Here is a 12,950-nt window from a genome sequence, read left to right on the forward strand (position 1 = left end):
CTGTGCGACGCGAACGGGGGGAACATGCGAGCGGGCTCTGAGACACGGGGCGGCTGGCCGCGGATCGTGCTCGTCTGGGCCATCGCGGCGGTCGGGGCGGTCCTCGTCGTCTCCGGCGCGTACTCGGGCACCGGTGCGTGGTTCGGCGACGCGTCGTCGCTCGGGGTCTACGGCGCGCTGTGCGTCGCGTTCGCGGCATCCGTGCTGGCCGCGCTCATCGTCGAACTCGCGTCGCGGAAGCCCGGCGGCTTCGTCACGCGCACCAGCACGAGCATCGCCGGTGCGGCCGTGGTGATGCTCATCGCGGCGATCGCCGTGGCGCCCGTCGCCTTCGGGTGAGCGGGTAGACTCGACGCCATGTCGCAGCTGCTCGCCCTCGAACTCCTCTTCATCGGCCTGCTCGGGCTCGCGAGCCTCGCCATCGCGTGGATCAGCGGCGTCGTCGTGTACAAGCTCTTCAAGGGCCAGCGCTGATCCGATGATCGAGCTTCCCGTCGACCTTCCGGCCGAGCTCGTGCCGCTCTCCTGGCTCATCGGGGTCTGGGAGGGCTCGGGCGTCATCGACTACAAGGTGGGCGACGAGTCGATCACCCATGAGTTCGGCCAGCGCGTGAGCTTCAGCCATGACGGCCTGCCGCACCTGAACTACACGTCGTACACGTGGCTCTTCCCCGAGGAGCCCGACGGCGACCCGAGGCCGCTCGCGACCGAGACGGGCTACTGGCGCATCGAGCGCCCGCTGGGGGAGGGCGACCCCGGCCCCGCGCTGCTGCCCGCCGTGGGCGAGAACCGCTATCCCGACGCGGAGTCCGTCGAAACGTTGCGCAATGCGACCGGCGGGTTCGACCTCGAGGTCTCGCTCGTGCACCCCGGAGGTGTCGCCGAGCTCTACCTCGGGCAGGTCAAGGGGCCGCGCATCGACCTCGCCACGGACGCCGTCATGCGCACCGCCGGCGCGAAGGACTACGCGGCCGCCACCCGCCTCTACGGCCTCGTCGAGGGCCACCTGCTGTGGGCCTGGGACATCGCCGCCCTCGGGCAGGACCTGCGCACGCACGCGTCCGCCCGACTCGCGAAGGTCGACTGATGACCGGATCGCCCTTCCTCGCGCTGCCCGGTGCCGTGCCCGCCGAGGGCGTCGACGTCGGCGTGCCCGGCCACTACGGCAACCCCATCGTCGAGCAGCGCCGCCTCGAGGGCGGGCAGGCGATCGTCGACCTCTCCGACCGTGGGGTGCTCTCGGTCACGGGGCCCGACCGACTCAGCTGGCTGCACTCGATGGCGAGCCAGGCGCTCGACCGGCTCTCGCCCGGCGTCGCCGCTGAGGCGCTCTTCCTCGACGCGTCCGGTCGCATCGAGCACGTGGTGCACGTCGTCGACGACGGCGAGACCGCGTGGCTCATCGTCGAGGGCACGGATGCCGCCCCGCTGGCCGCCTTCCTCGACCGCATGCGGTTCATGCTGCGCGTCGAGGTCGCCGACCGATCGGGCGAGCTGGCGGTCGTCGCCGCGATGTCGTCGTCGGCCCTCGATGCCGCGGTGCCGGCGTACGCGCCGGCGGGGGTGCCGCTCGACTGGGCCGACCCGTGGTCGTCGCCGGCCCCGAACGCGCACCGCTACGCGGCCGACGCCGGCCACCCGGCGTCCGACTGGCACTGGATCGAACGCATCGTGCCGCGCTCCGCGCTCGCCGAGGCGGCCGCCGCCGTACGGGCCGGTCGCGTGGCCGTGGCCGGCTCGCTCGCGGCCGAGGCGCTGCGCATCGCGGCGTGGCGGCCGAGGCTGGCGACCGAGGTCGACGAGCGGTCCATCCCGCACGAGCTCGACTGGCTGCGCAGCGCGGTCGACCTCGGCAAGGGCTGCTACAAGGGGCAGGAGACCGTGGCCAAGGTGCTGAACCTCGGCCGGCCGCCGCGCCGCCTCGTGCTCCTGCACCTCGACGGCAGCGACACGGTGCTTCCCGCCCCGGGCGACGTCGTGGTGGGCGAGAAGGTGCGGCCCGAGCCCGCCGAGGGCGAGGCGCCCGAGCGACGCGAGGTCGGCCACGTCACCTCGAGCGCCATGCACCACGAGCTCGGCCCGGTGGCGCTCGCGGTCGTGAAGCGCGCGGTGCCCGCGGACCTGCCCCTCATCGTCGAGAGCCACGGCATCGACGTCGCCGCCGCACAGGTCGAGATCGTCCCCGCCGACGCCGGTGCCGCCGTCGACGTGCCCAGACTGCCGAGGCTCGGCATCCGCAAGTGAGCGCCTCGGGCCGGGTCGGCGCGCGCCTCGCGGCGGGCTCGATCCGGGTCCGCGACTCCCTTCCCGCGATCCTGCAGATCACGGTCACGGCCGTCGCGGCATACGCCTTCGCCTCACTCGTGCTCGGCCATGCGCAGCCGCTGATCGCGGCGATCGTCGCGATCACCGCGCTCGGCTTCGTGCGCGACGCGCGCCCGGTGCGGGTGCTCGAGACCGTGGTCGCGATGACGCTCGGCATCGTGCTCGCCGAGGTGCTGCTGCTCGCGTTCGGCGCCGGCATCTGGCAGTACGCGCTGGCACTGGCCCTCACGCTCGCGCTCGCGCGGCTGGTGTCGGCGAACGCGGCCTTCGCCATCGCGGCCGCCGTGCAGTGCTCGCTCGTCATGCTCGTGCCCGCGCCCGCCGGTGGCCCGTTCGTGCGCACGGTCGACGCCATCGTGGGCGGGGCGTTCGCGCTCGCCGCCACGGCGATCATCCCGCGCGACCCCTACCGCGCGGCCACGCGTGAGGGGCGTCGCCTCATCGACGAGCACGTGGCGGTGCTCGGCGAGCTCGCCGAAGCGCTGCGGTCGGGGAGCACGGATGTGGCGGGCCGGGCGCTCTCGCGGGCCAGGGCGACGCAGCCGCTCGTCGAGGCGTGGATGGCGTCGGTCGACTCGGGACTCGCGATCGCGCGCGTCTCGCCGATCGTGCACCGGGCGAAGTTCGACCTCGAGCGCCAGCGGGTGATGCTCGGCGGGCTCGACCTCGCGACGAGGAACCTGCGCATCATCGCGCGCCGGATCGAATGGGTGCTGCGCGACGGACGAGCCCGGCCCGAGGTCGCCGACGTGCACGCTCGCGTCGCGGTGGCGCTGGGACCCCTCGCCGACTCGATGCGCGACGTGTCGGCGCAGCCGGTCGCGCGGCAGTCGTTCGCCGAGATCGCGCGCCATCTGGATCCCGTGGCGATCCTGCCCGACGGTCCGGTCGGCGACCGGAACACGATCACCGCGCTGCGGCCCTACCTCGTCGACCTGTTGACCGCGACCGGGCTCGACCTCGACGGGGCGCGGGAGCTGCTCCCCGCCGACTGAGGCGGGAGGTCGGCGTTCAGACGGGCGCGACGGCGTCCCACGGCAAGGTGAGCTCCCCGAGGCGTGAGCGACGCGGCCCGCCGATCACGGGCCAGCCCTCGTGCCGGAGGGTGGCCACGGCGGCGATCCACCGCTGCGAACCGCCGTAGACCGACATCGGCGCGTGCACCCGCCAGGCGCGGTCGAGGGTCGCGAGCAGCTCGTGGATGCGCTCGCCGGGCACGTTGCGGTGGATGAGCGCCTTCGGCAGCCGCTCGGCGACGATCGAGGGCCGCTCGAGGCCCGACCGGCGCAGGCTGATCGTGAAGGTGCGCGGCCCCTCGGCCGTGACGCCCACCCAGCTCGACACCCGGCCGAGTTCGTCGCAGGTGCCCTCGACCACGAGACCGCCGGGCGCGAGGCGCGCCGACATGCGCCGCCAGGCCTCGTCGACCTGGGCCTCGTCGTACTGCCGGAGCACGTTGAACGCGCGGATCACCGCGGGGCGGCGTGCGTCTGGCGTCGGCACCTCGAAGCCGCCGAGGCCGAACGTGACGGGCAGGCCGGCGGGGAAGTGCCCGTCGCCGGCGCGCGTGCGGTCGAGCTGCTCGCGCGCGGTGCGGACCCGTGCCGGGTCGATCTCGAGCCCGAGCACCTCCACGTCGGGGCGCGACCGGATGAGGCGTGCGGCGAGCTCGAACGTCGTCACGGCGCTCGCGCCGAAACCGAGGTCGACGACGAAGGGGTCGGCGGCATGGCGGAGGGCGGGCTGCTCGGCGATCCACCGGTCGACGCGGCGCAGCCGGTTGGTGTTCGTCGTGCCGCGCGTGATCGATCCGACGGGCATGCCCCCAAGTCTCGCAGCACGACGCCGGAGGTCTCGCAGGAGGGGTCGGGGATGCGCCGCGGCTAGGCTGTTCCCCATGCCTCACACGCTCGTGCTGCTGCGCCACGGCAACAGCGAATGGAACCAGAAGAACCTGTTCACCGGATGGGTCGACGTGCGACTCAGCGAACTCGGCCTCCAGGAGGCGAAGCGTGCCGGCGAGCTCCTCGTCGAGCAGGGGGTGCTGCCCGACGTGCAGCACACCTCGGTGCTCACCCGCGCCATCCAGACCGCGAACATCGCCCTCGACGTCGCCGACCGCGCCTGGATCGACGTACGCCGATCCTGGCGGCTCAACGAGCGTCACTACGGCGCGCTGCAGGGGCTCGACAAGGCCGAGACGCTGGAGAAGTACGGTCCCGAGCAGTTCCAGCTCTGGCGTCGATCCTTCGACGTCCCGCCGCCGGTGCTCGCCGACGATGCCGAGTGGTCGCAGGTCGGCGACCCGCGCTACGCCGACCTCGCCGACGACGAGCTGCCGCGCACCGAGTGCCTGAAGGACGTCATCGCGCGAATGCTCCCGTACTGGGAGTCGGACATCATCCCCGACCTCGCCACCGGGAAGACGGTGCTGGTCACCGCCCACGGCAACTCGCTCCGCGCCCTCGTGAAGCACCTCGACGGGATCTCCGACGACGACATCGCCGAGCTCAACATCCCCACCGGCATCCCGCTGGTCTACGACCTGGGCGACGACTACATGCCGCTCGAGCCCGGCCGCTACCTCGACCCCGAGGCCGCCGCGGCGGGCGCGGCCGCCGTCGCCGCCCAAGGCAAGAAGTAGCCGCACCGGCACACGACGAAGGGCGGGGGATGCGACATCCCCCGCCCTTCGTCATGCGCGTCTCGGCTCAGAGCGACGAGGCCGCCGACTTCTCGGGGTCCCAGTCGCCGGTCGCGAGGTACTGCACCATCTTCGCGATGGCCACCGCGTGGTCGGCGAACCGCTCGTGATACCGGCTCGCCAGCGTGGCGTCGACGGTGTCGACGGCCTCGCCCTTCCACTTCTCGCCCAGCACCCGGTCGAAGACCGAGAGGTGCAGCGCGTCGACCTTGTCGTCCTCGTTGCGGATCTCCTCGGCGAGGTTGACGTCCTCGCTGCGCAGGAGCTCGGCGAGCTTCTGCGAGATCTCGACGTCGAGCGCGCCCATCTCGGCGAAGGTGCCGCGGAGCGACTTGGGCACCACCTTGTCGGGGAACCGGTAGCGGGCGAGCTGCGAGATGTGCGTCGCCAGGTCGCCCATGCGCTCGAGCGAGGCGCTGATGCGAAGCGCACTCACGACGATGCGGAGATCTCGGGCGACGGGCTGCTGCCGCGCGAGGATGGTGACCGCGTGCTCGTCGAGCGCCAACGTGGCCTGGTCGATGCGCGGGTCCTCGGCGATCACCTCTTCGGCCAGGCTCACGTCGGACTCGTTGAACGCCCGCGTGGCCTTCTCGATCGAGATGGCCACGAGCTCGGCGATCTCGACGAGTCGGTCCTGCACCTCGCGCAGTTCCTGCTGGAACACCTCACGCATGTGGAAATCCTTGTCTGTTCGGTCCGGCGCCGAAGCGCGCGCGGACGCACCGGTCTCATCCGGCCCCGGACATCATCCCCGCGACGGGTGAACAACAGGTACCGGGAGCCTGAACACTCGTTAACCTACCGCCGGGGGGCCGGGCGCAGCGGGCGGAGCAGCCGATCGCACTGGTTAGGGTGAACCCATGGACTCCATGTGGCTGGTGCTCACGGCGCTGGCCTTCGGCGTCTTCATCGGCGCCGCCTTCATGATCGTTCTGCACATCGCCGAACGGCGCGGATCGAGTGCGGCGCGGGTGGTCGCGCCCACCATCCCCGACGGCATCGACCAGGTGCTCGAGGTGCTCGAGTCGGCGGGCGTCGTCCTCGATCCGTCGAACAACGTGCTCAGGGCCTCGCCCGGTGCCCTGGCCATGGGCCTCGTGCGCCAGCAGGCGCTCGTGCATCCCGAGCTCCTCGACCTCGTCGCCGGCGTGCGACGCACGGGTGAGGCCGTGGTCGAGGAGATCGACGTCGCGCGAGGTCCCTACGGCGAGGGCACCATCAGGCTGCGCGTCCGCGTGGCGCGCCTCGGCACCCGATTCGTCCTCCTCCTCGCCGAGGACCGCACCGAGGCGCACCGGCTCGACGAGGTGCGACGCGACTTCGTCGCGAACATCAGCCACGAGCTGAAGACGCCGATCGCGTCGGTGAGCCTGCTCGCCGAGGCGCTCGACCAGGCGGCCGACGAGCCCGAGCAGGTGCGGCGCTTCGCCGGCCGGCTGACGGTCGAGGCGAGCCGCCTCGCGCACATCACGAGCGAGGTCATCGAGCTGTCGCGGCTGCAGGCGCGCGACGCCCTCCGACCCGACGTCCGCGTGCGCGTCGACGACGTGGTGGCGGCGGCGGTCGACCAGAACCGCGTGGTCGCGACGGCGAAGCACGTGGAGATCGCCGTGCGCACCTCCAACAAGGCCATCGTCTACGGCGACCGCTCGCTCATGATCGTGGCGGTGCACAACCTCATCGCCAACGCCATCGCGTACTCGAACGAGGGCGGCCGGGTGGGCGTCGGGGCGAAGGTGGTCGGCGACACGGTGGAGATCGCCGTCACCGACCAGGGCATCGGCATCGAGGGCGACGACCTCGAGCGCGTCTTCGAGCGCTTCTACCGCGTCGACCAGGCCCGTTCGCGCAACACCGGCGGCACCGGGCTCGGACTCAGCATCGTGAAGCACACCGTGCAGAACCACGGCGGCGACGTGCGCGTGTGGTCGACGCCGGGTCGCGGCTCGACCTTCATCATCCGGCTGCCACGCGCCGAGGACGCGCTGCCCGCCGACGGCCCCGAGCGAGTCCCCTCGCAGCCGAAGCAGCAGCCCGACCAGCCGCGCCCCGCGAGCTCGGGCAAGACCAGCGACCGCGCTGCCCGGAAGGGCGCCGACCGCGCCGCCCGTGTGGCCACCCCCGACCGAGGAGAACCGAGTTGACCCGCATCCTGCTCGTCGAAGACGAGATCGCCCTCAGCGACCCGCTGAGCTTCCTACTGGAGCGCGAGGGCTACGAGGTGGTCGTCGCCGCGGACGGCCCGTCGGCCATCGCGGCGTTCGACCAGGACGGCGCGGACCTCGTGCTGCTCGACCTGATGCTGCCCGGGCTGCCGGGCACCGAGGTGTGCCGGGAGCTGCGCACCCGCTCGACCGTGCCGATCATCATGGTCACCGCGAAGGACTCCGAGATCGACATCGTGGTGGGCCTCGAGCTCGGCGCCGACGACTACGTGACCAAGCCGTACTCGACGCGGGAGCTGCTCGCCCGGATTAGGGCCGTGCTCCGGCGCCGCATCGAGGTGGAGGACTTCGACGAGGCGATCCTCGAGGGCGGGCGCGTGCGCATGGACGTCGACCGGCACACGGTCGAGGTGGACGGCGACCCCGTGCCCATGCCGCTGAAGGAATTCGAGCTGCTCGAGCTGCTCATGCGCAATCCCGGCCGCGTGCTGACCCGCGGCCAGCTGATCGACCGGGTCTGGGGCTCCGACTACTTCGGCGACACCAAGACGCTCGACGTGCACATCAAGCGCATCCGCTCGAAGATCGAGGCGGAGCCCTCGGAGCCCGTTCAGCTCGTCACCGTGCGGGGACTGGGCTACCGCTTCGAGGCCTGAGCGACTGGGCGCCTCAGCGCCGACACGACGAAGGGGCGGATGCCGCGGCATCCGCCCCTTCGGAAGTCGGAGACCTACTTGGAGGAGAGGTGGTTGTACTCGGCCAGGCGGGCGTCGAGGACGGGCACCTGCTTCTGGATGCCCTCGTTGTCGCCGTACTGGAAGTACATGGGGAGGAGCGCGCCGGGCATCGTGTCGATGCCCTCGAGCACGATCGGGTCGAGCACGTCGATGCCCTCGACCTCGTCGACGCCGAATGCCGCGGTGCCGCCGGCCTCGATCTCGACGGTCTGGGTGTCGCCCCCGCCCTCGCCGAACTGCACACCGAGCTCGACGTCGTCGTCGCCGTTGTTCACGACGGTCATCACGAGGATGCCGTCCTCCCCGTCTTCGCTGACCACGAGCACGTTGCGCAGGTCGAGGTCGCCCACATCGACCGAGACGCCGTCGCTCGCGTCGTACTTCTCGGTCGTCGCCTGGTAGGTGAGCATCGAGCAGCCGCTCGCGCCCAGTGCGAGACCGAGGGCCAGAGCAGCGGATGCCGCGAGACGCGCCTTCACAGAACCTCCAAGTGCGAGCGTGCGCGCGAACGGATGCGAGCCCGCGCGAAGGGAATCGATCCGAGTGTAGCCTACGGCGGGAGCCCGTCCGGGGAGGGGTGGCGAACCTTAGCACGATCCGGAATGTGATATCCTGATAGTTGCCGAAAGGACATTCATTCATGCTTTTTGAGGTTGGCGAAACCGTCGTTTACCCCCACCACGGAGCCGCAACGATCACCGAGGTGAAGAAACGGATCATCAAGGGTGAAGAGAAGCTCTACCTCAAGCTGAACGTCACGCAGGGTGACCTCGTCATCGAGGTTCCCGCCGAGAACGTCGACCTCGTCGGCGTTCGTGACGTCATCGGCAAGGAAGGCCTCGACCGGGTCTTCGAGGTGCTGCGCGCACCCTTCACCGAAGAGCCGACCAACTGGTCGCGCCGCTACAAGGCGAACCTCGAGAAGCTCGCCTCGGGCGACGTGATCAAGGTCTCCGAGGTCGTACGCGACCTGTGGCGTCGTGACCAGGACCGCGGCCTGTCCGCTGGTGAGAAGCGGATGCTGGCCAAGGCTCGCCAGATCCTCATCTCCGAGCTCGCGCTCGCCGAGAAGACCGACGAGGAGCAGGCGTCGACCGTGCTCGACGAGGTCCTCGCCTCCTAGGCTCGAACCCCGCGACGCCGTCGGCCCCAGGCCGGCGGCGTTCGCGCGCTCGTGGCCCGGTGACGCGCGCTACGCTCGTGCCATGAGCGCGTCAAGGGTCGCCGTTATCGTCGTCGCCGCGGGCAGCGGCACCCGCCTGGGGCACTCGGAGCCCAAGGCGTTCGTGCCCCTCGGCGACGACACGATGCTGGGCGTCGCCCTCGATGCCGTGCTCGGCATGCGGGAGACGCCGCACGTCGTCATCGTGGCGCCCGCCGACCGCGTCGGCGAGACGCGAGAGCGCTTCGCCGGGGCCGCCGCCGCGGCATCCGCCCCGCTCGACGTGGTCGCCGGCGGGGCCACACGCCAGGCCTCGGTCGCCGCAGGGCTGGCGCTCGTGCCGCACGTCGTCGACACCGTGCTCGTGCACGATGCCGCCCGCCCGCTCACCCCGTCCATCGTCTTCGACGAGGTCGTCGCGGCGGTTCGCGCCCGCGGTCACGGGGTGGTTCCCGGCCTCGACGTGGTCGACACCATCAAGCGCGTCGGGCCGCACGGCCGGGTGGTGGAGACGGTCGACCGATCCGAGCTCGCCGCCGTGCAGACCCCGCAGGGGTTCCCGCGCTCCGCGCTGCAGGCCGCGTACGCCCGGGCCACCGAGGAGTACACAGATGACGCGGCGCTCGCGGCATCCGCCGGCATCGCCGTCGACGTGGTGCCGGGCGACGCCCGCTCGTTCAAGGTGACCCTGCCCGCCGACCTCCGTCGTGCCGAGTCGATCGTCGCCGAGCGGGCTGCCGGTCGTTCACGGGCGGGGTCGGCGACGCCGGCGCGGGAGGCCGCCCAGCCCGCCGCCTCCGTCGACGCGGCGCGTCCACCGGTCGTGCGCACCGGCACGGGCGTCGACGTGCACGCCTTCGCCGACGACCCGACCACGCCCATGTGGCTTGCCGGCCTCGCCTGGCCCGGGGAGCGCGGGCTCGCCGGGCACAGCGACGGCGACGCGGCCAGCCACGCCATCTGCGACGCACTGCTCGCGGCGGCCGGCCTCGGCGACGTGGGCACCGTCTTCGGGACGAGCGACCCGCGATTCGACGGCGCGCACGGCGAGGTCTTTCTCGCCGAGGTCGTGCGGCTGCTCCGCGGCGCCGGGTTCGCCGTCGGCAACGTGTCGGTGCAGGTCATCGGCAACCGCCCCAAGCTCGCACCCCGCAGGGCCGAGGCCGAGGCGATGCTCTCGGGCATCCTCGGTGCGCCGGTGAGCCTGTCGGCCACGACCACCGACGGGCTCGGCTTCACCGGCCGGGGCGAGGGCATCGCGGCGATCGCGACCGCCCTCATCGTTCCCGCCTGAGGCCGCGCTCCGGCACGTGGCGTCCCCGACGTCGTCGGCGGGGGCTCGCCGGTAGGCTTGGCGGGTGACCGTGCGATTCTACGACTCGAAGGCCCAGGCCCTGCGTGACTTCGTGCCCCTCCGCGAGGGGCGCGTCGGCATGTACGTCTGCGGGCCGACGGTGCAGTCGAGCCCGCACATCGGGCACCTGCGCAGCGCCCTCGCCTACGACCTCATGCGGCGGTGGCTCGGGTACCGCGGGTACGACGTCGTGTTCGTCCGCAACGTCACCGACATCGACGACAAGATCCTCGCCGCCTCCGACGAGGAGCGCGCCGACGGCGTCGGCGAGGAGTGGTGGGCGCTCGCCTACCGCGTCGAGCTCGAGTTCACCGCCGCGTACGCCTCGCTCGGCATCCTCGCCCCGACCTACGAGCCCCGGGCGACGGCGAGCGTGCAGCAGATGCAGCAGCTCATCGCCCGCCTGATCGAGCGCGGACACGCCTACGCGGCACCCGACGGCTCGGGCGACGTCTACTTCGACACCGCGAGCTGGCCATCCTACGGCGAGCTCACCCGGCAGGCCCGCGACAACATGGAGGCAGCGGCCGACGCCGACCCGCGCGGCAAGCGGGATCCCCGCGACTTCGCGCTCTGGAAGGGCCGTAAGCCGGCCGAGCCCGAGTCGGCGTCGTGGGAGTCGCCGTGGGGCCCGGGGCGGCCGGGCTGGCACATCGAGTGCTCCGCCATGGCCACGCGCTACCTCGGCACCGAGTTCGACATCCACGGCGGCGGCCTCGACCTGCGCTTCCCGCACCACGAGAACGAGCTCGCGCAGTCGACGGCGGCGGGCGACGCGTACGCGCGGTACTGGGTGCACAACGGGCTCGTGAACATCGGCGGCCAGAAGATGTCGAAGTCGCTCGGCAACTCCGTCTACGCCGGCGAGCTCCTCGAGCTCGCGTCGCCGCTCGCCGTGCGCTACCTGCTCGGCGCCGCGCACTACCGCTCCACGCTCGACTACGCGCCCACCTCCCTGGCCGAGGCCGAGGCGGCCGTCGACCGCATCCGGGCGTTCCTGGTGCGCGTCGAGCGCCGCCTCGCCGGCACCCGGTTCGCCGGGGTGGGCAGCCCGCTCATCCCCGACGCGTTCGCCGAGGCGATGGACGACGACCTCAGCGTGCCGCAGGCGCTCGCCGTGCTCCATGAGACCGTGCGGGCCGGCAACCAGGCGCTCGACGCCGAGGAGTTGCACGACGCCGCCTCCCTGCACGGCCAGGTCGTCGCGATGGTCGAGGTGCTCGGCATCGACCCGCGCGACACCCATTGGGCTCCGGATGCCGCGCCCGCGGCATCCGCGCTCGACGCCCTCGTCACCCGCCTCATCGAAGACCGACAGGCCGCTCGCGCGGCCAAGGACTTCGCCGCGGCCGACCTCATCCGCGCCGAGCTCTCGGCCGCGGGCATCACCATCGAAGACAGCCAGACCGGCACGCATTGGAGCTTGGGATCATGAAGGGCAGCAGCAAGCCGCGCGCCGGAGCCGTGCGCAAGAGCAAGGGCAAGCAGGTCGGGTCCGGCGGGCAGGGCCGGCAGGCGCTCGAGGGCAAGGGTCCCACGCCCAAGGCGGAGGACCGTGCCTGGCACCCCGCCGGCAAGCGCAAGGCCGCCGAGGAGCGGTATCGCGCGGCGGGCGGCAAGGGGAAGGCTCCCGGGAAGGTGGCCGGCCAGGGCCAGCGAGCCGGCGCGCCTCGCGGGGCATCCGGCGCAGCACGACGGTCGAAATCGGGCGACGAGTCCGAGATCGTGACCGGCCGCAACTCCGTCGTCGAGGCGCTGCGGGCCCGCATCCCCGCCACGACCCTCTACGTCGCCGCGCGCGTCGAGATGGACGACCGGGTGAAGGAGGCGATGAAGATCGCCACTAACCGCGGCATCCCCATGCTCGAGGTCATGCGGCCCGAGCTCGACCGCCTCGCCGGCGAGGGCGGCGTGCACCAGGGCCTCGCGCTCAAGGTGCCGCCCTACGAGTACGCGCACCCGATCGAGCTGCTCGACGAGGTGCTCGCCCGCGACGAGACCCCCCTCTTCGTCGCGCTCGACGGCATCACCGACCCCCGCAATCTCGGCGCGATCCTCCGCTCCACGGGCGCGTTCGGCGGCCAGGGCGTCATCGTGCCGCAGCGTCGCTCGGTCGGCGTGAACTCCGCCGCATGGAAGACCTCGGCCGGCGCAGCCGCTCGCGTGCCCGTCGCGATGGCGGCGAACCTCACGCAGACGCTCAAGGCGCTGAAGGAGCGCGGCGTGTTCGTGCTCGGACTCGACGGCGACGGCGACGTGTCGCTTCCCGGCCTCTCGTGGGCCGAGCGCCCGATCGTGGTGGTGGTCGGCAGCGAGGGCAAGGGCCTCTCACGGCTCGTGGCCGAGACCTGCGATGCCATCGTGTCGATCCCCATCGAGTCGTCGACCGAATCGCTGAACGCCGGCATCGCGGCATCCGTCACCCTCTACGAGATCTCGAAGCTGCGGGCCGAGTCGCCCGTCTGACGCTGTCAAGGCCTCGCTCGCCATCACGCCGACA

14 protein-coding genes are annotated in these 12,950 nt (G+C 72.1%); 11 read left to right on the top strand and 3 right to left on the bottom strand.

The features are described from left to right. Positions 1–24 precede the first annotated feature (24 nt). The 4 genes from J2X63_RS12670 (at position 25) to J2X63_RS12685 (ending at position 3,320) form a co-directional block, all read left to right on the top strand. Positions 25–339: a hypothetical protein gene (locus tag J2X63_RS12670; RefSeq protein WP_309977581.1), complete on the top strand. Its 315-nt coding sequence runs from the start codon at positions 25–27 to the stop codon at positions 337–339. Between the two features lie 139 nt (positions 340–478). Continuing rightward, the gene (locus J2X63_RS12675; RefSeq protein WP_309977583.1) at positions 479–1,087 is read left to right on the top strand and encodes an FABP family protein; all 609 of its coding nucleotides are present in this window, start codon (positions 479–481) and stop codon (positions 1,085–1,087) included. Continuing rightward, positions 1,087–2,244, top strand: coding sequence for a folate-binding protein (locus J2X63_RS12680; RefSeq protein ID WP_309977585.1), 1,158 nt, complete (start codon positions 1,087–1,089; stop codon positions 2,242–2,244). Before J2X63_RS12675 ends, J2X63_RS12680 begins: the two co-directional genes overlap by 1 nt. Further along, positions 2,241–3,320 (top strand): FUSC family protein, encoded by a 1,080-nt coding sequence (locus J2X63_RS12685; RefSeq protein WP_309977587.1) that lies wholly within the window; start codon positions 2,241–2,243, stop codon positions 3,318–3,320. Before J2X63_RS12680 ends, J2X63_RS12685 begins: the two co-directional genes overlap by 4 nt. 16 nt (positions 3,321–3,336) lie before the next feature. Here the strand turns inward: J2X63_RS12685 and J2X63_RS12690 are convergent, their stop codons facing one another. Next, the gene (locus J2X63_RS12690; protein WP_309977589.1) at positions 3,337–4,146 is read right to left on the bottom strand and encodes a class I SAM-dependent methyltransferase; all 810 of its coding nucleotides are present in this window, start codon (positions 4,144–4,146) and stop codon (positions 3,337–3,339) included. 76 nt (positions 4,147–4,222) lie between these two features. On the opposite strand from J2X63_RS12690, the gene J2X63_RS12695 reads away from it, so the two are divergent. Continuing rightward, positions 4,223–4,969 carry a phosphoglyceromutase gene (locus tag J2X63_RS12695; RefSeq protein WP_309977591.1) on the top strand — a complete coding sequence of 249 codons (747 nt, stop codon included), beginning with the start codon at positions 4,223–4,225 and terminating at the stop codon, positions 4,967–4,969. A gap of 67 nt (positions 4,970–5,036) precedes the next feature. Here the strand turns inward: J2X63_RS12695 and phoU are convergent, their stop codons facing one another. Further along, complete coding sequence (gene phoU, locus J2X63_RS12700; protein ID WP_309977592.1) at positions 5,037–5,705, bottom strand: phosphate signaling complex protein PhoU; 669 nt, start codon at positions 5,703–5,705, stop codon at positions 5,037–5,039. Positions 5,706–5,892: 187 nt separating this feature from the next. On the opposite strand from phoU, the gene J2X63_RS12705 reads away from it, so the two are divergent. After that, positions 5,893–7,176: an ATP-binding protein gene (locus tag J2X63_RS12705; protein ID WP_309977593.1), complete on the top strand. Its 1,284-nt coding sequence runs from the start codon at positions 5,893–5,895 to the stop codon at positions 7,174–7,176. Continuing rightward, positions 7,173–7,853 carry a response regulator transcription factor gene (locus J2X63_RS12710; RefSeq protein WP_159603026.1) on the top strand — a complete coding sequence of 227 codons (681 nt, stop codon included), beginning with the start codon at positions 7,173–7,175 and terminating at the stop codon, positions 7,851–7,853. Before J2X63_RS12705 ends, J2X63_RS12710 begins: the two co-directional genes overlap by 4 nt. A gap of 74 nt (positions 7,854–7,927) precedes the next feature. Here J2X63_RS12710 and J2X63_RS12715 read toward each other — a convergent pair whose 3' ends face one another. Next, positions 7,928–8,413, bottom strand: a complete 486-nt coding sequence (locus J2X63_RS12715) for a hypothetical protein (RefSeq protein ID WP_309977596.1) — start codon at positions 8,411–8,413, stop codon at positions 7,928–7,930. Positions 8,414–8,574: 161 nt separating this feature from the next. Between J2X63_RS12715 and J2X63_RS12720 the strand changes: the two genes are divergently transcribed. From J2X63_RS12720 to rlmB, 4 genes are all read left to right on the top strand, one after another. Next, positions 8,575–9,057 (top strand): CarD family transcriptional regulator, encoded by a 483-nt coding sequence (locus J2X63_RS12720; protein WP_159603022.1) that lies wholly within the window; start codon positions 8,575–8,577, stop codon positions 9,055–9,057. Between the two features lie 82 nt (positions 9,058–9,139). Then, positions 9,140–10,390 carry a 2-C-methyl-D-erythritol 4-phosphate cytidylyltransferase gene (gene ispD, locus J2X63_RS12725; protein ID WP_309977599.1) on the top strand — a complete coding sequence of 417 codons (1,251 nt, stop codon included), beginning with the start codon at positions 9,140–9,142 and terminating at the stop codon, positions 10,388–10,390. A 64-nt stretch (positions 10,391–10,454) separates the two neighbouring features. Beyond that, complete coding sequence (cysS, locus tag J2X63_RS12730; protein ID WP_309977601.1) at positions 10,455–11,885, top strand: cysteine--tRNA ligase; 1,431 nt, start codon at positions 10,455–10,457, stop codon at positions 11,883–11,885. After that, entirely contained in the window at positions 11,882–12,916 is a 1,035-nt protein-coding gene (gene rlmB, locus J2X63_RS12735; RefSeq protein WP_309977603.1) for a 23S rRNA (guanosine(2251)-2'-O)-methyltransferase RlmB, read from the top strand. The genes cysS and rlmB overlap by 4 nt, the downstream gene beginning before the upstream one ends. Positions 12,917–12,950: the final 34 nt, after the last annotated feature.

It is taken from the genome of Agromyces sp. 3263, from assembly GCF_031456545.1.
Lineage (GTDB): Bacteria > Actinomycetota > Actinomycetes > Actinomycetales > Microbacteriaceae > Agromyces.

What these genes read in the sequence shown, in the direction of transcription:
- J2X63_RS12670 (WP_309977581.1), top strand. Translation starts at nt 25, where the DNA reads ATGCGAGCGGGCTCTGAGACACGGGGCGGCTGGCCGCGGATCGTGCTC.
- J2X63_RS12675 (WP_309977583.1), top strand. Translation starts at nt 479, where the DNA reads ATGATCGAGCTTCCCGTCGACCTTCCGGCCGAGCTCGTGCCGCTCTCC.
- J2X63_RS12680 (WP_309977585.1), top strand. Translation starts at nt 1,087, where the DNA reads ATGACCGGATCGCCCTTCCTCGCGCTGCCCGGTGCCGTGCCCGCCGAG.
- J2X63_RS12690 (WP_309977589.1), bottom strand. Translation starts at nt 4,146, where the DNA reads ATGCCCGTCGGATCGATCACGCGCGGCACGACGAACACCAACCGGCTG.
- J2X63_RS12695 (WP_309977591.1), top strand. Translation starts at nt 4,223, where the DNA reads ATGCCTCACACGCTCGTGCTGCTGCGCCACGGCAACAGCGAATGGAAC.
- phoU (WP_309977592.1), bottom strand. Translation starts at nt 5,705, where the DNA reads ATGCGTGAGGTGTTCCAGCAGGAACTGCGCGAGGTGCAGGACCGACTC.
- J2X63_RS12705 (WP_309977593.1), top strand. Translation starts at nt 5,893, where the DNA reads ATGGACTCCATGTGGCTGGTGCTCACGGCGCTGGCCTTCGGCGTCTTC.
- J2X63_RS12720 (WP_159603022.1), top strand. Translation starts at nt 8,575, where the DNA reads ATGCTTTTTGAGGTTGGCGAAACCGTCGTTTACCCCCACCACGGAGCC.
- ispD (WP_309977599.1), top strand. Translation starts at nt 9,140, where the DNA reads ATGAGCGCGTCAAGGGTCGCCGTTATCGTCGTCGCCGCGGGCAGCGGC.
- rlmB (WP_309977603.1), top strand. Translation starts at nt 11,882, where the DNA reads ATGAAGGGCAGCAGCAAGCCGCGCGCCGGAGCCGTGCGCAAGAGCAAG.